The organism is Labrenzia sp. 011, from assembly GCF_003075075.1.
In the GTDB taxonomy this organism is placed as follows: domain Bacteria; phylum Pseudomonadota; class Alphaproteobacteria; order Rhizobiales; family Stappiaceae; genus Roseibium.
This window is the reverse complement of record NZ_QCYM01000001.1, coordinates 339163-361788: the sequence shown is the minus strand read 5'-3', so window position 1 is coordinate 361788 and position 22626 is coordinate 339163. Positions and strand designations below refer to the sequence as shown.

18 protein-coding genes are annotated in these 22626 nt (G+C 60.9%); 13 read left to right on the top strand and 5 right to left on the bottom strand.

Annotation, left to right across the window (positions count from 1 at the left end):
- The first annotated feature begins 3 nt into the window (after positions 1 to 3).
- The 3 genes from DCO57_RS01625 (at position 4) to DCO57_RS01615 (ending at position 6721) form a co-directional block, all read left to right on the top strand.
- On the top strand, positions 4 to 4350 hold the full coding sequence (locus DCO57_RS01625; RefSeq protein WP_116697089.1) for a translocation/assembly module TamB domain-containing protein: 4347 nt from the start codon (positions 4 to 6) through the stop codon (positions 4348 to 4350).
- 218 nt (positions 4351 to 4568) lie between these two features.
- Positions 4569 to 4922, top strand: coding sequence for a helix-turn-helix domain-containing protein (locus tag DCO57_RS01620; protein WP_208977729.1), 354 nt, complete (start codon positions 4569 to 4571; stop codon positions 4920 to 4922).
- A 341-nt stretch (positions 4923 to 5263) separates the two neighbouring features.
- Complete coding sequence (locus DCO57_RS01615) at positions 5264 to 6721, top strand: NAD-dependent succinate-semialdehyde dehydrogenase (protein WP_116697088.1); 1458 nt, start codon at positions 5264 to 5266, stop codon at positions 6719 to 6721.
- 216 nt (positions 6722 to 6937) lie between these two features.
- Here DCO57_RS01615 and DCO57_RS01610 read toward each other — a convergent pair whose 3' ends face one another.
- Positions 6938 to 7657 (bottom strand): glycerophosphodiester phosphodiesterase family protein, encoded by a 720-nt coding sequence (locus DCO57_RS01610; RefSeq protein WP_116697087.1) that lies wholly within the window; start codon positions 7655 to 7657, stop codon positions 6938 to 6940.
- Between the two features lie 426 nt (positions 7658 to 8083).
- Between DCO57_RS01610 and DCO57_RS01605 the strand changes: the two genes are divergently transcribed.
- The 5 genes from DCO57_RS01605 (at position 8084) to DCO57_RS01585 (ending at position 12712) form a co-directional block, all read left to right on the top strand.
- The gene (locus DCO57_RS01605) at positions 8084 to 8662 is read left to right on the top strand and encodes a YceI family protein (RefSeq protein WP_116697086.1); all 579 of its coding nucleotides are present in this window, start codon (positions 8084 to 8086) and stop codon (positions 8660 to 8662) included.
- A gap of 63 nt (positions 8663 to 8725) precedes the next feature.
- Positions 8726 to 9310, top strand: coding sequence for a cytochrome b (locus tag DCO57_RS01600; protein ID WP_116697085.1), 585 nt, complete (start codon positions 8726 to 8728; stop codon positions 9308 to 9310).
- Positions 9311 to 9334: 24 nt separating this feature from the next.
- Positions 9335 to 9892, top strand: coding sequence for a YceI family protein (locus tag DCO57_RS01595; RefSeq protein ID WP_116697084.1), 558 nt, complete (start codon positions 9335 to 9337; stop codon positions 9890 to 9892).
- A gap of 189 nt (positions 9893 to 10081) precedes the next feature.
- The gene (locus tag DCO57_RS01590) at positions 10082 to 11719 is read left to right on the top strand and encodes a fumarate hydratase (protein WP_116697083.1); all 1638 of its coding nucleotides are present in this window, start codon (positions 10082 to 10084) and stop codon (positions 11717 to 11719) included.
- 420 nt (positions 11720 to 12139) lie between these two features.
- Positions 12140 to 12712 (top strand): L,D-transpeptidase, encoded by a 573-nt coding sequence (locus DCO57_RS01585; RefSeq protein WP_347876544.1) that lies wholly within the window; start codon positions 12140 to 12142, stop codon positions 12710 to 12712.
- 119 nt (positions 12713 to 12831) lie between these two features.
- On the opposite strand, the gene DCO57_RS01580 is transcribed toward DCO57_RS01585, so the two are convergent.
- Positions 12832 to 13200 (bottom strand): DUF971 domain-containing protein, encoded by a 369-nt coding sequence (locus tag DCO57_RS01580; RefSeq protein WP_116697081.1) that lies wholly within the window; start codon positions 13198 to 13200, stop codon positions 12832 to 12834.
- Positions 13201 to 13266: 66 nt separating this feature from the next.
- Positions 13267 to 14703 (bottom strand): deoxyribodipyrimidine photo-lyase, encoded by a 1437-nt coding sequence (locus DCO57_RS01575; protein ID WP_116697080.1) that lies wholly within the window; start codon positions 14701 to 14703, stop codon positions 13267 to 13269.
- A gap of 292 nt (positions 14704 to 14995) precedes the next feature.
- Here DCO57_RS01575 and moaA point away from each other — a divergent pair, with 292 nt between their 5' ends.
- Entirely contained in the window at positions 14996 to 15985 is a 990-nt protein-coding gene (gene moaA / locus DCO57_RS01570; RefSeq protein ID WP_116697079.1) for a GTP 3',8-cyclase MoaA, read from the top strand.
- Between the two features lie 55 nt (positions 15986 to 16040).
- Here moaA and DCO57_RS01565 read toward each other — a convergent pair whose 3' ends face one another.
- The gene (locus DCO57_RS01565; protein ID WP_116697078.1) at positions 16041 to 17279 is read right to left on the bottom strand and encodes a multidrug effflux MFS transporter; all 1239 of its coding nucleotides are present in this window, start codon (positions 17277 to 17279) and stop codon (positions 16041 to 16043) included.
- Between the two features lie 366 nt (positions 17280 to 17645).
- On the bottom strand, positions 17646 to 18797 hold the full coding sequence (apbC, locus tag DCO57_RS01560) for an iron-sulfur cluster carrier protein ApbC (protein ID WP_116697077.1): 1152 nt from the start codon (positions 18795 to 18797) through the stop codon (positions 17646 to 17648).
- Between the two features lie 362 nt (positions 18798 to 19159).
- Here apbC and DCO57_RS01555 point away from each other — a divergent pair, with 362 nt between their 5' ends.
- The 4 genes from DCO57_RS01555 (at position 19160) to DCO57_RS01540 (ending at position 22514) form a co-directional block, all read left to right on the top strand.
- On the top strand, positions 19160 to 19840 hold the full coding sequence (locus DCO57_RS01555; protein WP_116697076.1) for an SDR family NAD(P)-dependent oxidoreductase: 681 nt from the start codon (positions 19160 to 19162) through the stop codon (positions 19838 to 19840).
- Positions 19841 to 19931: 91 nt separating this feature from the next.
- Positions 19932 to 20522, top strand: a complete 591-nt coding sequence (locus DCO57_RS01550) for a GNAT family protein (protein ID WP_116697075.1) — start codon at positions 19932 to 19934, stop codon at positions 20520 to 20522.
- 204 nt (positions 20523 to 20726) lie between these two features.
- Complete coding sequence (locus DCO57_RS01545) at positions 20727 to 21185, top strand: BLUF domain-containing protein (protein WP_116697074.1); 459 nt, start codon at positions 20727 to 20729, stop codon at positions 21183 to 21185.
- A gap of 132 nt (positions 21186 to 21317) precedes the next feature.
- Positions 21318 to 22514 (top strand): benzoate/H(+) symporter BenE family transporter, encoded by a 1197-nt coding sequence (locus tag DCO57_RS01540; RefSeq protein WP_279629125.1) that lies wholly within the window; start codon positions 21318 to 21320, stop codon positions 22512 to 22514.
- Positions 22515 to 22626 lie beyond the last annotated feature (112 nt).

Below are 22626 nucleotides of genomic sequence, written 5' to 3'. Positions count from 1 at the left end.
CACATGCGTCTTTTAAAGCTTTCAATACGGACCCTCGGTGTCCTGGTCGCGCTTGCGATCGCCCTTCCGTTTCTCGCGATTGCGGTGATGCAGGTTTCGGCCGGCCGTGCATTTGTGTCGGGCATCGTCAGCAAGCTCGCTTCCACGGACGCACGGGTCGTCAGGGTGGAAGACCTGTATGTCGGCTTCAATCTCGATGGCCGGCTGGATCACGTGTCGGTTGCCGATACGGCAGGGGTCTGGCTGAGCGCAGACGATATCTCCCTGGACTGGAATCCCTGGAAGCTGCTTTCGCGCGAGCTGGATATCGTAGCCGTGAAGGCAGAGCGGATCGACCTGGAAAGACAGCCTTCCTCCCCCGAGGACGATGCCTCGTCTGCCGGCGCCGACGATACCGGTTCTGCCGGTTTGTCACTGCCGCTGGACGTCTCTCTGGATCAATTCCGCCTGGAAGAAGTCAATCTCGGGCAGGCCCTGCTCGGGACAGCCGTTTCCCTGAAAGCATCCGGCTCCGGTGCATTTGCCGCCGACCCCGCCCTCCTGACCGCTGAACTGGACGTTCACCGGATCGACGGTGTCGATGCGGGCCTGACGGCCACGGCGGAATTCGAGCCCGCTGCCGAAAAGCTTGCCTTCGACATAACGGTCTCGGAGCCACGCGGCGGGCTTGCGGCCCGGCTGCTCGAGGTCCCGGACCTTCCCGCCCTGCGCCTGGCGCTGAAGGGCGACGGTCCTCTGACCAATTGGGCGGCCAACCTGGATCTCGCGCTCGACGGACGGACAACCGTGACCGGGGCGGCACGGATCGAGGAGGCAGCCGGCGAACGGCATCTTTCCTTCGATCTGGACGGCGATCTCGCTCCCCTGGCCCCGCCCGAAGCCCAGGCCTTTTTGCTCGGCACCACAAACGCTTCCGGTGAAGCCCGGTTTTCAGCCGATTTCATCCCGCAATCGGCCGATCTGTCGCTCAAGACCCGGACAGTCTCCCTGCAAGCCAGCGCCGGTCTGACCAGCACCGACCTCAACGCAACCGCAAAGCTTTCCATCAGTGCGGGCGACAACGCCCTGATTGCCGTTGATCTGGCCGACCGCCGGATTGCCTTCGGTCCGGTGGAGGCCGATTTTGCCGTTTCCGGTCAGCGCGCTGCCGCGGACTGGTCCGGCGACATACATATTGCGTCGTTTCAAACGACCGAAGTGCGGACGGGCAAAACGGATTTCACCGTTTCCGGCACTGGCGCCAATCTGACGCCCGAGGTCCTGACGTCCCCCATGCGCTTTTCCCTCGCGATTGCCGATCTTGAGGGGTTGACCCCTGAAACCGCACCGCTGTCAGGGCCGGTGTCCATCCGGGGAACCGGAACGGGAGACGGAAAAAGACAGTCCGTGCAGTTCGCCGACCTTTCCGTCAGCACCTCCGCCGGGCAAGCCACGTTGACCGACACGGAAATTTCCGCCAGCAGGGTCGATGCCCGGGGCCGCGTTTCCATGCCGGATCTGGCCAAATTTTCGCGCCTTGCCGGGCGTGATCTCGGCGGAAGCGTTTCAGGAACATTTTCCGCCGACCTTGCGCCGGACACCCTCACGGGTTCGGCAACGGCAGCGATCGTTCTCGATGAGCTGGAAACCGGCGTGTCCCAGGCTGACGCACTGCTGGCGGGCAAGAGCAACATCGACCTGACGCTGGACATGGCCGGAGCAGACGATGTTACAATCGATAGCCTGTCGGTGAAGAGCACTGCCCTGGATGTTCGCGGTAACGCGGCTTACCGGAAAGGCTCCCTGACGTCGGATCTGACTGCCCGTCTCGAGGATCTGTCCAGGGTTGACCCGCAACTGGACGGCGGCCTTGAGCTGGACCTGAGTTCATCCGGTCCGGTCAACGCTCTCGAGGTCCAGGCGACTGCTACCTCCCGGCAGATCCTGCTTGCCGGAACACCTCTCGACGACCTTAGCCTTTCAGCGGACGCAACTGCGGACTTTGCCGCTCCGACTGCGGACATCAAAGGATCGGCGTCTCTCAAGGGGCAGCCTGTTGCCATTGATGTAAAGCTGACGAGCAAGGATGGCGGTGCCGACGTCGAGCCCCTGTCGATCCGTGTTGCCGGAAACACGGTGACGGGAACCCTTTCCATCGCGAATCTGGACAAACCGGTCGAAACGCTGAAGGGCGATCTGACGATCGACGCTCCCGATCTCGCCTCCCTCTCCCCCCTGCTGCTCACCGAGATCAGCGGCCGTTTGCAGGGCACGCTTTCCGCCGACCCGCAGGATCGGACACTGGCGGTTGACGTGACCGGTGCGGAGATCGGAATACCGTCCGTCAGTATCAGCACATTGACGCTGAAAGCCCAGGTGGCGCCGCCCTATGCTCCGGAAAACATCACGGCGGATATCAGGCTTGCCGGCCTGCTTACGGATGCGACTCCCATACACGCTGCCGACATCAGCGCAACACCTGACGGTGACGGCACCGCCGTTACGGCTCAGGTGAGCATGGACAAGGACAGCCGCGACGGACTGTCCCTCAAGGCACGTATCAGCGAACCGGAAAGCGGAGCCTATCTTCTGGCCCTTCAGGAACTTGCCCTCACCTATGAGGGTGTTGCCAGCGCGCTGATGCAGCCGACCTCAATCTCCTATAGCGGCGGTGAAGCGACGATCGCGCCCCTCGCACTCAAGCTTGGGGACGGATCGCTTTCGCTGTCGGGCAAAGCTGGGCAATCGCTGGATCTGGCCGCCAATCTGAAGTCCGTACCACTGAATCTCGCAAATGCCTTTCTGCCCTCACTGGGCCTCGGAGGCACCTTGTCTGGCAATGTGGCCGCCAAGGGCAGCGCAGCCTCTCCGGAAGCGGAGTGGAAGATCACCGGCGCTGCGCTCACTGCAAGCGAACTTCGCAACAACGGTCTGGCGGCTCTCGACCTGACCTCGTCCGGATCCCTGAAATCAAATCAGATAACACAGACGACCCGCGTCAGCGATCCGAACGGATTGAACCTGACCGCCACGGGCACCATCGGCTTGTCCGGCCCCACCCCGCTTTCCGTCTCGCTGGAAGGCACTGTCCCCACGGAAGTCGTGCGGCGTCCCCTGCTGGACGCGGGCCTCAGGGGCGAAGGGTCGATTTCCCTTCAGGGCAAGATTACGGGAAGCGCGACCAACCCGGCCTATCAGATCACGGCAACACCGTCCGGCCTGAAAATCACCAGTCTGACGACCGGCCTGACCGTGCAGAACATCCGCGGAAACGTATCGGTTTCGCAGGATCAGGCCGTGCTGAACGGCATAGCGGGCGAACTGGCGGCCGGTGGCACGTTTTCTGCCGGCGGAACCGTCGGCATGAATGACGGCTTGCCCGCCAACCTTGCCCTCAAGCTGAGCAACGGCCGATACATCGACCCCGGCCTCGTTACGGCGGATATCAATGCGGATCTGAAAATCACCGGACCGCTCGCCTCGCCAAGCAGTGGCGCATTGATCGACGGGAAAGTCACGATCAACAAGGCCGACATTTCAATTCCCGAAAACCTGCAGGGCGCCATTCCTCCCGTGGATGTGCGGCATGTGAATGCCTCCAAGGCGGTTCAGCTCCAGGCAGCCGAACTGAGCGGCGGCTCGCGAGAAACCGGGACGCAGGAACCGCGTTTTCCGCCACGTCTCAACGTTCTGCTTTCCGCCCCCGGTCGTATATTCGTTCGAGGCCGCGGTCTCGATGCCGAACTTCAGGGCAATCTCAGGATCGTTGGAACGACAGTCGATCCGCAAGCTATCGGTGCTTTCAGCCTCAGACGCGGCCAGCTCGATATCCTGACGCGCCGGCTGTCCTTTTCTCGCGGCACCGCGACCTTCGAAGGATCGCTGACACCAATTCTGGATTTTGCGGCAACAACAACCGTCAGCGACACGACGATAACCGTAACCGTCAGCGGCTCGGCAAGCGATCCGCAGATCGCCTTCACCTCCTCTCCAGAGCTCCCCCAGGACGAAGTTCTCGCGCGCCTGCTTTTCGGCAAAAGCGTCGGCAATCTTTCGGGAACGCAGGTGGCGCGGCTGGCAGCCGCAATCACCACCCTGACCGGCGGAAACGACAACGGTCCCCTTGCCTCGATCCGCAAGTCTCTTGGACTCGACGCGATCGACGTCAATACCAACGGTGAGAACGGACCATCGGTATCGGTCGGCAAATATATAAACGACAACATCTATCTGGGTGTGGAACAGGGAACCGGGACAGGCTCAAGCCGCGTCAAGGTGGATATCGACCTGGATCGGGGACTGAAGGTGCGTGGGGAAGTCGGCGCGGACGGGTCGTCGAAAGCCGGGATTTTCTTCGAGAAGGAATACTGATTCCTGCTCCGCTCCCTGATATTTTTATCACTGTCACCGCAGGAACCCGCCGTTGACAACTCTCAAACCGACAATTTCCCGGCCAGCGGTTGCGATACACGGTCCTGACGTGCGAGGTTGCGGGCATGACCCACATATTCAGGAAAAACTCCCCGTTGGGACCGGCGGGGACCGTTTATCTGGCGGCGGAGACGATCGTCAGTAACGGGAGTGCAACCATGTCGAACAACAGCACCGACTACACCCTGGGGGAACGGATCTGCAAGGCACGGGATGCTTCAGGTCTTTCAACCGCGCAGCTGGCACGCCGGCTCGGTATCAAGACGGCCACAATGCAAAGCTGGGAAAGCGACCGCTCCGAGCCCCGCTCCAACAAGCTGGTTCTGCTGGCCGGCGTCCTGAATGTCAGCCCGACCTGGTTGCTCGTCGGCCGCGGCACGCCACCCATTTCGGAAGACGCAGCCGGTGCGGACCTGGACAGCATGCGTGTTGCCCTTGACCGCATCCAGCGGCAGGCTCAGGCCCTTGCCGACGAAATCGGGGCTCTGCAAGAGCGGCTCAACGGGCAATAGAGGCCTCGCGCGCGAGTGACTTCGGCCGGACAACCGGGCAGAATCCGCCGCGGAACGGGGTTTTCCGGCCGCCCCGGACAGTGGGTACCAGACCACCGCATTCCCTGGGAATGTCGCCGGGCAGCAAACCGGTACCGGACAGGCACGGGCGGAACTTGATCCGGTATCCCGCCTCTCCTGCCGCAGACAGGCGCACAGCTGTCCCCGCAGCGGTTTCGATTCTGTCGCCCCCTTCGGAAAACCCTTGCATGAGCCTTTGCCTGCCCCCTATCTCTAGGGTGTGAACTCATTCAGGGGCGGGACCTGCCTTCCACCTCATTCCAAGATTCAGGAAGCCTTCCATGTCATTGAATACTTCGCTCTTGAAACAACAGGTTTTTATTGACGGCGCCTGGCTGGATGCCGATAGCGGCGAAACGATCGAAGTGACCAATCCGGCAACCGGTGAAACGATCGGAACCGTGCCCAGGTGCGGCCGCGCCGAAACCGCCCGGGCCATCGCGGCCGCGGATGCCGCTCTTCCAGGCTGGAAAGCCCTGACCGCCGAAGCCCGTGCCGGGCACATGCACAATCTGTGCGACACCATCATGGAAGAGATCGACGATCTGGCGGTCCTTCTGACGACGGAGATGGGCAAGCCCCTTGCCGAGGCCAAGGGCGAGATCGCGCTCGGCGTCAAATACATCCGCTTTCTCGCAGAGGAAGGCCGGCGCGTTTACGGTGACACGATTCCCTCCCCCTGGGCGGACCGACGCATTCTGGTGACCAAGGAGCCTGTGGGCGTAGCCGGGTCCATCACGCCGTGGAACTTCCCGAACTCGATGATCGCCCGCAAGCTCGGAGCCGCCCTTGCCGCCGGCTGCACGATGGTCATGAAGCCTGCCGAGTTCACGCCCTACTCCGCACTGATCTACGGCGTGATGGCTGAAAGATCCGGCCTGCCCAAAGGCGTCATCAACATCATTACAGGGGACGCTCCGGCCATCGGCGAGGAAATGTGCGAGAACCCGGCCTTGCGCAAAATCACCTTCACCGGTTCCACCAGGGTCGGCAAGCTGCTTGCCGGAAATGCGGGCCGGAACATGAAGAAGATCTCAATGGAACTGGGCGGCAATGCGCCGTTCATCGTCTTCGACGATGCTGACCTCGATCGCGCGGTCGAAGGCGCGATCGCCAGCAAGTTCCGCAATTCGGGCCAGACCTGCGTGTGCGCCAACCGGATTTATGTCCAGACCGGTGTCTACGATGCTTTCGCCGAAAAGCTGAAAGCCGCGATGGCCAGCCAGCTGAAAGTGGGGAACGGCCTGGAAGAGGGAGTAACCCAGGGACCGCTGATCAACGAGGCTGCGGTCGAAAAGGTCTCCGCGCATGTTCAGGACGCTCTTTCCAAGGGCGGCGTACTGGTGACCGGTGGCCATCCCTCGAACGGTCCGGGAACATTCTTCGAACCGACGCTGATCACCGAGGCCAGCAAGGACATGAAAGTGGCCCGGGAAGAAACCTTCGGCCCGCTTGCCGCCCTGTTCAGGTTCGAGACGGAGGAAGAAGCCGTCAAGCTTGCCAACGACACGGAATTCGGTCTGGCCTGCTATTTTTACACCAAAGATCTCGGCCGCAGTTTCCGAATGATGGAAGCGCTGCAATACGGCCTCGTCGGCGTCAATGAAGGGGTGATCACCACCGAGGTCGCTCCCTTCGGCGGTTTCAAGGACAGTGGCGTGGGAAACGAAGGATCCAAATACGGTCTCGACGACTATCTGAACGTCAAATACAGCTGCATCGGCGGCCTGGGCAAGTAACAGGCGCCTGCCGTGCGGGCGGCTTCCGGCTGCCAAGGAGGCAGCAGCGGCTCGCCCGCCGGGATCCGTCACGCGCCTTCCGCCGCCCCTCCGGGGGCAGCGGCCGTTTTCACGGTACGAACGCTTTCCCGGCACGGCCGCACAGGCCGGGCCGAGCCACAACACGCCGGTAGATCCTGGCTGTTCTCCTGCGCTGCGTCGGCGGAATGACTGGCCTCAGACCAGACTCATCAGCTCCCGTTCGACGGACCGGAAGATATCGACGTGATCGATATTCATCTGCTCGACACCGCAGCGGACTGCCTTTTCGAAGACGGCGCGGTCCGTGCCGGCATAGAACATCTGGGTGATGAGACCGGCCTGTCTGGCGCTGGCCACAAGGTCTTCATCGAGATTGTCCGCATGAAATTCCAGTATGCTCGCGTCCTGGGCAACGGCACGGTCAACCGAACCGACATGCATGTACAGCACCATGCGTCTCAAGTCGGGGACCTTGGCACGGGCTTCGGCACGGATCGCCTGGTCGAAGGAAAATGTCCAGGCATCGTCGAGCATGCCACGCACTGCCAGCATGTCGCGGATCTCGGCCGGATCCCCTTCCTTGATCTCGACATAGGTGGCGATCCTTCCGCGGCAGACATCCAGAAAGGCGTCAAGGCGCGGCACCCGCTCGCCGGCAAATTCCTCCCCGAACCAGCTTCCCGCATCCAGGGCATCGACGTCCGTCGAATTCATGTCGGCAATCCGGCCGGTTCCGTTGGTCGTCCGGTCGACCTCTGCATCATGCATGACGTAGAGGATGCCGTCCCTGGAAGGCCTGACATCAAATTCAACCACGTCGGCGCCAAGATCTATCGCCTTCTCGAGAGACGCGATGGTGTTCTCCGGAGCGACGAGGCTTGCGCCCCGGTGGCACACAATGACCGCTTGTTTCACGTTTCAATCTCCTGTGTCTCCAAACCGGATGTCTGGAGCTTGCCGGGGCTGACGGCCCGCCGTTCTAGAAGGAAGTTGCCAGTACAGGTGCCTGAAATTCTTGATGAATTGATGACACCGAAACTTTGTTCATGATTCCATTCACTTAAATGTTTCGCCAACCGGCAGTTGATTGCAAACCAATCCGGTTGTCAGGCAAATCCCGGTACGCAGATCTTGATTCGACCATCACGTTACCGGCAATGATACGGACAAGGCACTGGAATTTATACTTACAACTGACTTTAACAGAACCCGGTCAGCCTTGCTGACATTGTTCAATGACACCGAACAGTCAGTCAAATAGCGCTTCGGCCGAATTAGCCTATGTAGGGACAACAGCGTTCATGAGCGAACGCTCCAGACAACGCCATTTGAGGTTTGATCATGATCCGTATCGCCGCTTCCGCATTCGCCCTTTCCTTGCTGGCCGGCTCCGCCGTCGCAGAGCCGGTTGCCTTCGACTTCGACAAGTCGCATGCAAATCTGGCCTTCTCCTACAATCATCTCGGCTTTTCCACGACCGAGGGCCGTTTCGGCAACTGGGACGGTGTCTTGCTCATCGACAAGGAAACGCCGTCAAATTCCTCCGTCGAGTTCACGATCGACATCAAGAGCATCGACACCTTCTTTGCCGATCGCGATGCGCATTTTCTCGGCCCGGACTTTTTCGATGCGGAAAAATATCCGCAGGCCACCTTCAAGAGCACCAAGGTCGAACAGACTGGCGAAAACCAGCTTGAAGTGACCGGCGACCTGACCATCAAGGACATTACCAAGCCCGTGACCCTGACGGTCAATGTCACCACGCTCGGCGAACATCCGATGTTGAAAAAGGAAGCCGCCGGCTTTGCGGTTTCCACGGTCGTGAAACGGTCCGACTACGGCATGGACATGTTCGCGCCCTATGTGAGCGATGAAGTAGCCGTGACGTTCAACGCGGAAACCTTCAAGGCAACCAACTGACAGGCAAATGCCTGACCTGCGGCGGGACCGGTCACCCGGTCCCCGCATTCCAAGGAACGTGCCATGCTGCGCAATACCAAATCGGGCTACGGGTGGGTCGCCATCGCCTTCCACTGGACGATGGCCATCCTGATCGTCGGCATGCTCGCACTCGGGCTCTACATGCATCAGCTGCCACAGACCGAGCAGGCCACCTTTCAGCTGTTTCAGCTGCACAAGTCCATCGGCTTCGTGGTGCTGACGCTGGCGGTGCTGCGCCTGTTCTGGCGGCTGATCAATCCCTCTCCGCGGCTGCCGCACGGCATGCATCCCCTTGAAAAGGCCGCCGCGCATCTCGGTCATGCAGGCCTCTACGCCCTGATCTTCGCCCTTCCGGTCACCGGCTGGTTCATGGTGTCCGCCTCGCCCTGGGGCATCCCGACAATCCTGTTCAACGTGCTTCCGGTCCCGCACCTGCCTGTCCCCGGGGCTCTTGGCAGCCAGGAGCAGGCAGAAAGCTTTTTCAAGCTGCTGCACGAATACGGCGCCTATCTGCTGATCACACTCGTCACGGTGCATGTGGCGGCCGCGCTCAAGCATCATTTCATTGCCCGGGACGATACGCTGAACCGGATGATTTCCCCTGCGCCCACAAAGACGGACAATTGATTTTCAACTTCAGGAAACTCTCCCATGACACTGAAACAAATCGCTTATGGCCTGCTAGTAACTGCCGCTGCGTCACTTTCAACTCCAGCTGTCTCGGACACATGGACTGTGGACCCGGACCGCAGCAGCCTCGGCTTTGAGGTCAAGCAGGGATCCGGCACCCTGAAAGGGGTTTTCACCACCTGGGAAGCGGACATCGACCTTGATCCAGAGGCGCCGGAAAGCGCCAAAATTTCCGCAGAAATCAAGCCGCTGAGCGCCTCCACCGGAAATCCGCAGTTCGACGGCACCCTGCCCGGTACGGACTGGTTCAACGTCGAGGAATTTCCGACCGCCGAATTCACCTCGCAAAACGTCAGCCGTATCGAGGGCAACAGCTATCGCGCCGACGGTCAGCTGACGATCAAGGGCGTCGCACAGCCGGTGACGCTGGCGTTTACTTTGGATATCGATGGCGACACGGCGACCGCCACAGGAACCGCGAGCGTGAATCGTCTCGATTACAAGCTCGGCAGCGGTGTCGGTACGGATACGGTCGGCGATATCGTGACAGTGACCCTGGACCTGACGGCAGTACGGTAGCTCTTCCGCATACAGCCCACCGGTCCGCCAGGACTGGCTGCCCGGCAGCTCACAGGTCATTCAGACGAACGGCGAAGGCCCAGGCACTTGGCGTGCGGGGTCTTTTTGCCGTATGAGAACGGCACACAACGTTCCAGCGCTTCCGGCAGCCCGTCAGACCGGAAGCAGCCAGATCAGGAAAACCGTCCGATGAACGCTCCCGTCACGCCTCCCGCCTATCATCACAGCGCCCTTTTCCCGCAGGGGCCCGATCAGACGCCTTACCGCAAGCTGACCTCCGACTTTGTCAAAACTGCGGAATTCAACGGCGAAGAAGTCCTGATGGTGCAACCGGAGGGGCTTCGCCTGCTGGCGGAAGAAGCCTTCAAGGACATCAACCACTACCTGAGGCCCGGTCATCTGGCCCAGCTCAGGAAGATTCTCGATGATCCGGAAGCGACCGAGAACGACAAGTTCGTGGCCTTCGATCTGCTGAAGAACGCCAACATTGCCTCGCATGGTGTCCTGCCCATGTGCCAGGACACCGGCACGGCCATCATCATGGGCAAGAAGGGACGCCGGGTCTGGACAGACGGCACCGACGAAGCCGCCCTCGGCGAAGGCGCGCGCGATGCCTATTTCAAGAAGAACCTGCGTTATTCCCAGCTGGCCCCGCTTTCCATGTTCGAGGAAAAGAACACCAGCAGCAACATGCCGGCGCAGATCGAGCTCTATGCGGAAGGCGATGACGCCTACAAGTTCCTGTTCATGGCAAAGGGTGGCGGATCCGCCAACAAGACCTTCCTGTTCCAGGGAACACCGTCGCTGCTCAGTCATGACCGCATGATCGATTTCCTGAAAGAGAAGATCCTGACCCTGGGCACGGCCGCCTGTCCTCCCTATCATCTGGCGATCGTCATCGGCGGCACATCCGCGGAAATGAATCTCAAGACCGCCAAGCTCGCATCGGCGCGCTATCTGGACGGCCTGCCGGCCCAGGGGTCAGAACTCGGCCATGCGTTCCGCGATCACGAGATGGAAGAAGAAATCCTCAAGCTGACGCAGGCCACCGGTGTCGGCGCCCAATTCGGCGGCAAGTATTTCTGCCACGACGTGCGCGTCATTCGTCTGCCGCGCCATGGTGCCTCGCTGCCGATCGGGCTGGCGGTCTCCTGCTCGGCAGACCGGCAGGCTGTCGGCAAGATCACCCGGGACGGAATTTTCCTGGAGCAGCTCGAGATGCACCCGGAAAAATATCTGCCGGAAGTCACCGACGAACATCTTTCCGACAATGTGGTCAAGATCGACCTTACCCGGCCGATGTCGGAAATTCTCGGCGAACTGTCCAGACATCCCATCCGAACCCGCCTGTCACTCACCGGACCGCTGATCGTGGCGCGCGATCTGGCCCATTCCAAGCTGCGCGAGCGGCTGGAAGCGGGGGAACCCCTGCCAGACTACTTCAAGAACCATCCGATCTATTATGCCGGCCCGGCAAAGACGCCGGAAGGGATGCCGTCAGGCTCCTTCGGTCCGACCACGGCCGGGCGCATGGACGCCTATGTGGATCAGTTCCAGGCGGCCGGCGGCTCCATGATCATGCTGGCCAAGGGCAACCGGTCCGCTCAGGTCCGCCGCGCCTGCCAGGCACATGGCGGCTTTTATCTCGGCTCCATCGGCGGTCCTGCCGCACGTCTGGCGCAGGACTGCATCAAGAAAGTTGAAGTGGTCGAATTCGAGGAGTTCGGGATGGAGGCGATCTGGAAGATCGAGGTCGAGGACTTCCCGGCCTTCATCGTGATCGACGACAAGGGCAATGACTTCTTCAAGGAACTGAATCTGGGCTGAGGCGAAGACGTCTCGCCCGCATCTAGCCGGGCGGGACGCCAAATTCCCTCCCGGAACGCCGAGAGGGCACATGGACTTGTCTCTTCTTGGCGGGATGGCTGTTTCTCCCATGACTGCTTCCGGTAGACTTCGGACGGGAGAATTGCACGCCGCCCCGGGCCGGGACGGCAAACAACAGCAACCGTGACGGGAAGCTTCGGCAAAAGCGCTTCCCGAAACGGGAAAATCGTTGCAATTTCAGCACATTTGAGTAGGGTTTTCGAGCGCTCACATCATCGTGAGATTTCTTTTTGGACTTTTTTACGCCATGATTATTAACCGCGCGGCAAGGATAATTTCCTAACGTCACTTTCCGCAGACAGCATCAAGCAGGCATGAGCCGGTGCTAAGGGGATTAGAATGAAGAAACTTTTATTTATAATGATTGCAGTGATTGCAGGCTCATTCGTGCTGACGGCGCAGGCCGCGCCGCGTTACGGCTTTTTCGATCACAGCACAAACAAATGGGTCACTCCGAAATACCATCCGGGCGGCTCCTCTCCGATCAAGCGCAAGCGCGTCAGATATGATGGGCCCTACAAGCCGGGCACAATCGTCATCGACACCTCCGAGCGCCGGCTTTATCACGTGCTGCCGGGCGGCAAGGCGATGAAATATGGCGTTGGCGTCGGCAAGGAAGGCTTCCAGTGGGCCGGAACGCACCGCATCACGCGCAAGGCAGAATGGCCGGGCTGGACACCGCCGCCGCAGATGCGTGTTCGCGAACGCCGCAAGGGCCGTATCCTTCCGGCTCACATGCCGGGCGGACCGAACAACCCCTTGGGAGCCCGGGCGCTCTACATCGGATCGACCCTCTACCGCATCCACGGAACAACCGAGCCTTGGACAATCGGTTCCGCTGTGTCTTCCGGCTGTATCCGTCTTGCCAATGAAGACGTGATCCACCTCTACAACAATGTGAAGGTCGGCTCGAAAGTCATCGTGGTCCGCTGAGCAGCGTCACACGCAAACCAGGAAAGCCGGGCCGCAACGCCCGGCTTTTTTGTTGCCGATTCCTCGTCGCGACAATTTCTGCGTGGCTCAGAAATTGGTACTTCTCGCAGCAGCAGGTATTACCGGTCCCGGCTCAATCCCTTTTCCTCAAGCTCCCGCAGATAGCCGCCCCAGTGCTTGTCCCGCTCCTGACCCAGCTCGTGCAGATAGGCCCAGGTAAAAATGCCGGAATGATGCATGTCGTCGAAATGGATGCGGACCGCGTAGTTGCCCACAGGCTCGACCTTGATGATTTCGACGCGTCTCTTGCCGGGAACAGTCCGTTTCTGCGACGGGTCGTGTCCCTGAACTTCCGCTGAAGGCGAGCAGACCCGAAGATATTCCGCCGTCAGCTCATGGCGCGTACCGGTGTCGAACGCCACGGTCAGTGTCTTTCTGTCACCGGAAACGCGCAGTTCCGTCGGCCACGGAGCGGATTGGTCGGTCATGGTCGGATCCTTCGTGATTGCTGCAGGAGCGTGCAGTGATGCCTCACCACGCCGCGGCCCTCCCCGTCAAGACGCGTTTTGTCCCGCCTGCTTCACGACCTCATATCCGTCCAGCGCCGCCTGGCGGGCGCGGGCATGATCCACGAGCGGCTGCGGGTATGTCTCGCCGAGCACGACGCCTGCCTGCTCGAGAACGGCGGCGGGCGCCTCGAAGGGTGCGAAAAGATGCGCCGTGGGAAGCCTTTCAAGTTCGGGAACCCAGCGGCGGATATAGGCCCCGTCCGGGTCGAATTTGCGTCCCTGGGTCATGGGATTGAAGATCCTGAAATAGGGCGCGGCATCAGCCCCCGACCCGGCGACCCACTGCCAGCTGGCGGAGTTGCTGGCCAGGTCCGCATCCACAAGCGTGTCGCGGAACCACGCTTCACCGTGGCGCCAGTCAAGGCGCAGATGCTTGATCAGGAAACTGGCCGCAACCATGCGCACCCTGTTGTGCATATAGCCGGTCTGCCAGAGTTCGCGCATGCCCGCATCGACGATCGGGTAGCCGGTCCGCCCCTCCTGCCAGCGCATCAGGTCGTCTCCCGCCTCTCGCCAGGGATAGGCGTCGAATACCGGCCGCCAGTTCTCGGTCGGCAGGTTCGGGAAATGATACAGCAGGTGGTGGGAGAATTCGCGCCAGACAAGTTCGGAGAGAAACTTCATGCCGTCTTCGGCCGGCGCTCCCTCCTGCGCCATTCTTGTCCGGGTTTCGTGCCAGATCTGTCGCGGAGAAATATCGCCACAATGAATATGAGGGGAAAGCCGGGATACATTCGGGAGGTCCGGGCGGTTGCGCAGCTCGCCGTAGCCCTCGAGCCGGTCTTTCAGGAAGGTCTTCAGCCGGACATCGGCCCCCTGCTCTCCCGGCTCCCACAGATCCTCCCAGCCGGCCGCCCAGTTCGGTTTTTCCGGCAGCAGGCGCAGGTTGTCCAGATCCTCTCCCTCTTCGAAGGCTAGGAATTCAAGGTTCCGGGGCGCCGGAAGCGGAAGGGCGATCTCACGCAGACGCACGGATTTCCAGAAAGGAGAATAGACCTTGAAGGGGCCCCCTGATTTGGTCTGAACCTCCCATGGTTCAAAAAGCAGCGAAGCCTTGAAACTTCTGGCCTGGAGACCGTCTTCCTTCAAGCTGTCCTTGATGTCCCTGTCCCGTTCGATGGCATGGGGTTCGTAGCAGCGGTTCCAGTAAACCGCCTTGACGCCGGTCTGCCTGGCCAGTTGCGGGATCAGATGACGGGCGTTGCCGCGCAGAAACACCAGCCCCGGCAGACACCGCTTGAGCGCGGCGAGACTGTGATGCAGCCACCAGCGGCTGGCGCCGCCGGGGGGGTGGTCGTCACCGGACCGGTCGGGGTCCTCCCATATGAAAACCGGCAGAATCGGCCCCTGTCTGGCAGCTTCATGAAGCGCGGGATTGTCCCCGGTGCGTAGATCCTGCCGAAACCAGACGAGTGTGGTCATGCTGCCTCTTTATTCCTTGTTCGAAACACATACGTTGCAGGCAGCAAGCGGATCAGTCAGGGAGAAGCGTTCTCCGGGACGGGCCGACCTTCTGCGGACAGGAACTGGCAAAAGCAAGCAGGCCTGTTTCCGGTACGCAAGAAACCGGAGTGTGGCGACCCGGTTTCATTTGATATTTTCGGCCGCGCCGTCATATGATCAACGGAAAGACGCGTTTGAGGGAGAGCGAGACGTGAAGGACGGTGAAACTGCGAGGCAGGTGAAAAGCGATGGACACGGCGCTCTGGGCCCGATGATCGATCCTTTCGGCCGTGCCGTGACCTATCTGCGCGTCTCCGTGACCGACCGGTGTGACTTCCGTTGTGTCTATTGCATGGCGGAAGACATGACCTTCCTTCCCAAGCGTGAAGTTCTGAGCCTTGAAGAGCTTGACCGTCTTTGCACGGCCTTCATTGAAAAGGGCGTACGCAAGCTTCGCCTGACAGGCGGGGAACCGCTGGTGCGCAAGGGCATCATGAACCTGATCCGTGGTCTGGGCCGCCATCTGGACAGTGGCGCCCTGGAGGAATTGACGCTTACCACCAACGGATCCCAGCTGTCCCGCTTTGCCGAAGAGCTTTACGACTGCGGTGTACGCAGGATCAATGTGTCCGTCGACACGCTCGATACGCAGAAATTCAAGGCCGTCACCCGCTGGGGGGATCTCGGCAAGGTGATGGACGGTATCCGCGCCGCCACTGCAGCCGGTCTGAAGATCAAGATCAACATGGTCGCTCTCAAGGATGTGAACGAGCACGAGATCGTTCCCATGCTGAAATGGTGCCACGATCAGGGTCACGATCTTACCCTGATCGAGACCATGCCTCTCGGCGAAATAGACGGCGACAGGACCGACCAGTATCTGCCGCTGTCGACGGTGCGCGCGCGGCTGTCCGAAACGTTCACACTGACCGACATTCCCTACAAGACCGGCGGTCCTGCCCGTTACGTCACGGTCGAGGAGACCGGTGGGCGGCTGGGCTTCATCACGCCGATGACCCATAATTTCTGCGAAAGCTGCAACCGGGTACGGGTCACCTGCACCGGTCAGCTTTACATGTGCCTCGGTCAGGACGACATGTCCGACCTGCGCGCCCCGCTTCGCGCGTCGGAAGGCAATGATTTGCTGAGTTCCGCCATCGACGAAGCCATCAGCCGCAAGCCGAAGGGACATGATTTCATCATCGACCGCGACAGCCGGCAGCCGGCGGTTTCCCGCCACATGAGCGTGACCGGCGGCTGAACCAGCCTGTCCCACCTTCGCGGGCGCGACAGGTCACATGCATGGCCACAGGCGCTCATTCCGCCGGCTGAAATCCCTGGCGCGCAGAGACACGCCGAATGGACAGGGCGGCGGCCAGACTGAGGCTGCTTCCCAATACCATCACAAGAATCATGCCCCATGCGGAACCGGCGAGAAGTCCGTGGGCAAACAGCCACGCCACGAGCGAGCCCGCGATGGCCCCTGTCCCGACCTGCAGGGACGCGGTCAAGCCCGAGGCGGAGCCCGCCAGCTCAGGGCGAACGCTGATGGCGCCTGCCAGAGCGCTGGGCAGGCAAATGCCGTTGCCGAGGCCAAGCAGGAACATCGGCAGGAACAGCCCCAGAGGCGTGAGTGCACCGAAAGCCGCGATACCGGTGAGAATCAGAACCGACAGAGCCGCCGTGAGCGCGCCGGTCAAAACCATCGGAAACATGCCCACGCGTTCGGCAAACTTTCCGGACAGGAAATTCCCGGCCATGTAACCGACTGCCACGAACATGAAGTAAAACCCCATCTCCGCCGCGCCGAGGGAAAGATTCCCGGAGGCGATATAGGGGGCGCCGCCCAGATACGCGAAATAGGTCAGCGCATTGAATGCCGGGATCAGGGCAAAGTTCCAGAAAAGAGGCTCCCTGAGCAGGGAGCCGTAGGATCTGAGAATCTGTCTGGTGCCAACGGCAGTGCGCTCCTTGTGAGTTTCGGGCAGCGAGGAAATGCTGACCCATAAAACCCCCACACCGAAGACCAGCATCAGCACAAAGCCACCCTGCCAGCCGTAAAACTGGTCGAGAACACCACCGATGGCCGGCGCGATGGTCGGGATCACGGCCATGCCCATGGTGACAAAACCGATCATGCTGGCGGCCTGTCTCGGACCATAGAGATCCCGCACGATCGCCCGGCCGAGCACCATTCCTGTACAGCTGCCCGCCGCCTGCAGCACACGGGCTGCAATAAGCGCCTCGATCGTCGGCGCGAGCAGACACAGCACGCTGCCGATGACGAACAGGACCATGCCGAGGATGATGATGGGCCGGCGTCCATACTGATCGGACAAGGGCCCCCAGAAAAGCTGCGAGATCGCCACGGCAACGAAAAACGCCGACATGGAGAGCTGGATTTCACCGGCGGTGGCGGAAAAGACGTCCATCATCCCGGCAAGCGACGGCAGGTAAATCTGCATGGCCAGCGGTGTGACGGTCGTGACGGCAATCAGGGTAGCGAGCGAAGGCTTTTCATCAACCACACTAATCGGAGACGGTCGGGTAGCCATGCCCGCAAAAAGCCCTTGTTGTTTCTGAGGAGACCGATCGATAGCCTGATAGCTTTCACGCATAAGCACCTTGCGTGATCCAGCCGTGAAAAATTCAATTATCTCAATGACTCGTAATATGACCATGCCCCTCATCCGGACATGGCAGCCGACATTCGGGGATCGGCGGAGGAAGCTCTCGCCAGATATCACGTTGCGGAAACAGGATATTGCAACCGTGACTGCCGGATGTACGGTGTTTCGTGCCGTTCGGGAGGCGTGATTGCCTGCACCGTACCGCAGTACCCTTTCGTTCGGGTGACATGCGGTCTCCGACGCCGCGGAAGCCCCTCTCGGCCCTCCGCGGCATCGGCTCAAGCTGTTCGCTCAGTCAAAAACGATCTGCGGAGCCGCCCGTTCAGCCTTTTCGATAGCGTCATATACACTTGCGCCGATGTCCCTGTAGACCGCGGCGACCGCGCTGTCGGGATCCGAAACCACGACAGGCGTACCGGCATCGGATGTTTCGCGGATTTTCGTGGTCAGCGGGATCTCGCCAAGGAAGGGCACACCGAGCCTCTCGGCTTCCGCACGCGCGCCGCCATGACCGAAAATATCATGGCGGCCACCGCAATCCGGGCAGAGAAAATAGCTCATGTTCTCGATGATACCGAGGACAGGCACATCGACCCGCTTGAACATGTTGAGGCCCTTGCGGGCATCTATCAACGCGAGGTCCTGGGGGGTGGAGACGATGACCGCGCCGGCGAGCGGAACCTGCTGGGCCATGGTCAGCTGGGCGTCTCCTGTGCCCGGGGGCATGTCCACCACAAGAACGTCCAGCTCTCCCCAGGCGACTTCTCTCAGCATTTGCGTCAGGGCGGAAATGACCATCGGTCCGCGCCAGATCATCGGCGTTTCCTCTTCGACGAGGAATCCCATGGACATCACCTTCACGCCGTAGTTTTCCAGCGGCTTCATGAGTCTGCCGGAGACCTGTTCCGGTCGGCCGGAAACCTTGAACAGACGCGGAATGGACGGTCCATAGATATCGGCGTCCAGCACACCGACCTTCTGGCCGTTTGCCGCCAGCGCCAGCGCCAGATTGGCGGTTGTCGTCGATTTGCCGACGCCGCCCTTGCCCGAGGCAACGGCAATGATGTGCCGGATTCCCGGCACACCAGGTTTGGCAGGTGCTCTCTCCTCGCGGGCGGTGGCCGCAGCCTGCCCTCGCGGTTGGGGCCGGACAGGAGCGCCCTGCGGAGCGGAGCCCCCTGAAGTTCCCGGTGCCCGTTCCGCCGTCAGCGCCACCATGGCGTTTTCCACACCCTCGATTTCCCTGACAACTTTTTCGGCGGCCTGCCTCAGGGGTTCGAGATCCCTGGCCCGTTCCGCCGGAACGGTTATGGAAAACGCCACGCGGCCATCGGACACAAACACCTCAGATACCAGCCCCAGCGAAACGATATCGCCCTCCAGGTCGGGTCCCTTGATCTGCCCGAGGCGCTCAAGGACTGCGTTTTTTATGCTGTCGCTCATATTTCATCCCGTTGAATTCACCAGCTCGTGCGCACCAGTGACCTGATCCTGTGACCCGCCATATACCGGGATCTCCGTTCATGCGACCTGTCAAAAGGCAGCAGGTCACCGGCCCCTGCCCGAACCGTCACTTGTCACGGAATGTCGGACACACGGCACAGGAAGACAAGCCGTTCTCCCGGTATCTGTCAAAGACCTGTCGCCACGCGGCTTTCTACGAACCGGCTGCCATTTCAATCACATTGTCACGTTCTGATATAGGGACAATGTTTGCCTTGCACGCCCCTTTTCGCAGGTTACCCTGACAAACCGCCTACCCTTCCGGCCGTGCCGGCAAACTCCACATGTCGAGGACACCCCATATGCCCAGATGTCTTGTCACCGCGACGAATCGCGGGATCGGATTTGAACTGGCCCGTGCAGCGCTGGAACAAGGCTGGACCGTATTCGGCTCCGTCCGCTCCGACGCGGCTGCCCGGGAAACGGCTGCCAAACTCGGCACCGGTTTCGAACCGCTGGTTTTCGACGTGCGGGATCGCAAGGCCGTCGCGCGCGCCGCCAACGCGCTTTCGGGAAGCCTCGATCTTCTGGTCAACAATGCCGGCATCATCGGCCCGGAGCGCCAGACCCCGACCGACATGGATTTTGGCGGGTTCGCCGAAACGCTTGCCGTCAATACGATTGCGCCTCTGGCAGTGTCGCAGGCGTTTCTTCCCCATCTGAGGCTATCGGGCGCGGGCAAAATCCTGACGATATCCAGCCAGATGGCCTGGATGGGCTATCGCAAGCCCGACACTTTGGCCTACCGGGCATCGAAAGCCGCGGTAAACAAGGTCATGCAGGGACTGGCCACAGCGCTTGAACCGGAAGGCATCCCGGTGGCACTGATCGATCCGGGCTGGGTGCAAACCGATATGGGCGGTCCCTCTGCGGACAACTCCCCGGCCGACGTTGCCGATGGTGTCCTGAAGATTGCTGAAACCCTGCCCCTGTCCGATACCGGCAAGTTCTTCAAGTGGACAGGAGAAGAACGATCCTTCTAGGGTCGCCTTTCGCATGGTTACAATCGAGACGGATATCCCGTTCCGTCGCGAACGGACGTCCTGTCCGCATGAATACTGGTGGAGAAAACCCATGAGCTGGCCCCTGCCCGTCACCCTGACCGGAAACAGTGCAATTCTGGCACCGCTGTCCCGAAGCCACGCCGCGGACCTGGCGGAAGCTGCCGCGGAGGGAGACCTGTGGAAGGTCTGGTACACTTCCGTTCCCGAGCCGGGCGCGGTTCCTGCGGAAATCGAACGGCGTCTCGGCCTGCAGGAAACGGGTTCCATGCTCCCCTTCGCGGTGCTGACCCCGGACGGCAAGGCGGTCGGCATGACGACCTACATGAATATCGACCCGGTGCATAAACGGGTGGAGATCGGGTCCACATGGTACCGCAAGGCGGTTCAGCGCACGCGAGTGAACACGGAGTGCAAACGCATGCTGCTGGCGCATGCCTTCGAAGAGCTTGATTGCATCGCGGTGGAATTCCGCACCCATTTCATGAATCGCCAGAGCCGCGCCGCCATCGAACGGCTGGGGGCGAAACTCGACGGCGTGTTGCGTTCACATCAGCGCACCGCGGACGGTGCTCTGAGGGACACTGCCGTCTATTCGATTCTGCCGCACGAATGGCCGGCCGTTAAAGCCGGTCTGGATTTCAGGCTGGCGGAGGATCGCTGATGTGCCTATCCTGATGACGAAGAGTATTCGTAGTTTTACACAGCTTTGTTTATCACCCGGCAGGACGACAAAGCACATTTTTTCGAAGAACCAAGAAATTTTCGCGTTTCTTCGCAGGAAATGCTTCCAAATTGAATCGGATTTTAAGCAAATGTGAGGAATTGGCGCGCAGGCTGGATACATCGGCTCAAGGATGAACACGCCATGGAACTCTACCGCGCCTGCTACCGAAGCAAGATCAGATGGGACAAGATGCGCTTGCCCCTGACTGACGAGATCGACAAGACGTTGTTGCGCATTCGCCGCATCAACCGGAAAGCCGGTGTGACCGGAGCTCTGCTGCTTGTCGACCAGCACATCATTCAGGTTCTGGAAGGCCGGACCGGCCCGGTGCTCGACACGGTCTATTGTGTCATGAACGATCCGCGTCTTCACGCGATCGAAGGCATCGTCCACGAACCGGCTGATTTCAGGCTGTTCCCGAACTCGCTGATGTTCTTCCGCGACCTGACCGACGGCATTGCCGCCTCCCGGCATGCGGTGCTTCGTCCACTTCTGGACCATCCGGCCGACGTGAACCGCGAAGAGGCCTATAAGGCCTTCGGGCATTTTGCCACGGAACTGCAGGAAGGCCGCCTGACCAACGACATGCTGATGATCTGATCCGGGACCGGAGCGCGACCTTGTCGCAGCTCCGCCCTCTAAACCGGGACGGCCGACACAACGCCTGCCTGCGGCCCGGCCGAACCGGCTTTCCTTTCGCAACCTGTTCCCTTTGTCCGCAAGACGGATATTGTGTGCCCGGTTTTCAAGGAAGCACACATGTCTCTACGCGCGCCCGCCCTCCAGTCTCTTTCCGCCGGTCTGCTTGCCGCCATCGTCGGCTTTGCGAGTTCCTTTGCCATCGTGATCCAGGGACTTGCCGCCTCCGGCGCCAATGCGGCCGAAGCGACGAGCGGCCTGATGGCTCTGTCGATTTCCATGGGCCTGTGCGCCATCGTGGCATCCCTGCAGACCCGAATCCCCGTGAGTATTGCCTGGTCCACGCCGGGAGCGGCCCTTCTGGCTTCTGCCGGTACGCCGGACGGCGGGTTTGCCGCGGCTGTCGGCGCTTTCATCGTGTGCGCCTTTCTCATCGTGCTTGCCGGCCTGATACGCCCTTTCGGCAGAGCTGTGGCCGCCATTCCGGCTCCTCTCGCCAACGCCATGCTCGCCGGTGTCCTGTTCGGATTGTGTCTGGCGCCAGTGCGGGCCGTCGCGGAACTGCCGGCAAGCGGTCTGGCAATCATCGCGACATGGGCAATCGCCTTTCGCTTCGCACGGCTTTACGCGGTGCCTCTGGCGATGATCATGACCTTCGCGATCGCCCTGGCGATCAGCGGCCCCATCGACCTTTCCTCGGCCGAGCTGATCAGCACACCGATCCTGATCCGGCCGGTGTTTTCATTCGAAGCGATGATCAGCATCGCCCTGCCGCTGTTCATCGTGACCATGGCCTCGCAGAACATTCCCGGTATCGCTGTTCTGAGGGCCTATGGCTATCACCCCAGGAGCGGCGCGCTTTTCACCCTGTCCGGCATCTTCAGTCTTCTCTCCGCGCCGTTCGGCGGTCATGCGGTCAATCTGGCCGCGATCACGGCAGCAATGTGCGCCGGGGACGATGCGCACAAGGATCCCGGCCAGCGCTACTGGGCCGCTGCGGCGGCGGGCGCTGTCTATATTCTCTTCGGCCTGTTCGCCGGACTGGTCATGACCTTTGTCGCGGCGACGCCCTCGATCCTGATCGAGGCGGTCGCAGGCCTTGCCCTGTTGAGCGCCTTTGCCTTTTCCATCAGCGAAGCCACCAAATCGGCAGGCACCCGGGACAGTGCGATCATCACCTTCGCGGTTACCGCATCCGGGGTTGGTTTTTTCGGTGTCTCCGGAGCTTTCTGGGGGCTTCTTGCCGGCGGCGCCTTCATGGCACTGACGAAATTCCGCACGGACAGCTGATTCCCTGTCAGGCATCTGCCTGACAGCGGGGCGGTCTATCGACCGGGCCGAAGCGCGAAAGCATCTCGCCGGACCGTCAGGCGGCCCGCCAATGTCGCTGTGCGGCCCATCG

Coding starts and splice junctions, on each gene's coding strand:
- DCO57_RS01580 (WP_116697081.1), bottom strand. CDS start 13,200: ATGACCGACCAATCCGCTCCGTGGCCGACGGAACTGCGCGTTTCCGGT.
- DCO57_RS01625 (WP_116697089.1), top strand. CDS start 4: ATGCGTCTTTTAAAGCTTTCAATACGGACCCTCGGTGTCCTGGTCGCG.
- apbC (WP_116697077.1), bottom strand. CDS start 18,797: ATGAGCGACAGCATAAAAAACGCAGTCCTTGAGCGCCTCGGGCAGATC.
- DCO57_RS01585 (WP_347876544.1), top strand. CDS start 12,140: ATGATTGCAGTGATTGCAGGCTCATTCGTGCTGACGGCGCAGGCCGCG.
- DCO57_RS01615 (WP_116697088.1), top strand. CDS start 5,264: ATGTCATTGAATACTTCGCTCTTGAAACAACAGGTTTTTATTGACGGC.
- DCO57_RS01550 (WP_116697075.1), top strand. CDS start 19,932: ATGAGCTGGCCCCTGCCCGTCACCCTGACCGGAAACAGTGCAATTCTG.
- DCO57_RS01590 (WP_116697083.1), top strand. CDS start 10,082: ATGAACGCTCCCGTCACGCCTCCCGCCTATCATCACAGCGCCCTTTTC.
- DCO57_RS01545 (WP_116697074.1), top strand. CDS start 20,727: ATGGAACTCTACCGCGCCTGCTACCGAAGCAAGATCAGATGGGACAAG.
- DCO57_RS01600 (WP_116697085.1), top strand. CDS start 8,726: ATGCTGCGCAATACCAAATCGGGCTACGGGTGGGTCGCCATCGCCTTC.
- DCO57_RS01555 (WP_116697076.1), top strand. CDS start 19,160: ATGCCCAGATGTCTTGTCACCGCGACGAATCGCGGGATCGGATTTGAA.
- DCO57_RS01620 (WP_208977729.1), top strand. CDS start 4,569: ATGTCGAACAACAGCACCGACTACACCCTGGGGGAACGGATCTGCAAG.
- DCO57_RS01595 (WP_116697084.1), top strand. CDS start 9,335: ATGACACTGAAACAAATCGCTTATGGCCTGCTAGTAACTGCCGCTGCG.
- DCO57_RS01565 (WP_116697078.1), bottom strand. CDS start 17,279: ATGGCTACCCGACCGTCTCCGATTAGTGTGGTTGATGAAAAGCCTTCG.
- DCO57_RS01605 (WP_116697086.1), top strand. CDS start 8,084: ATGATCCGTATCGCCGCTTCCGCATTCGCCCTTTCCTTGCTGGCCGGC.
- moaA (WP_116697079.1), top strand. CDS start 14,996: ATGATCGATCCTTTCGGCCGTGCCGTGACCTATCTGCGCGTCTCCGTG.
- DCO57_RS01575 (WP_116697080.1), bottom strand. CDS start 14,703: ATGACCACACTCGTCTGGTTTCGGCAGGATCTACGCACCGGGGACAAT.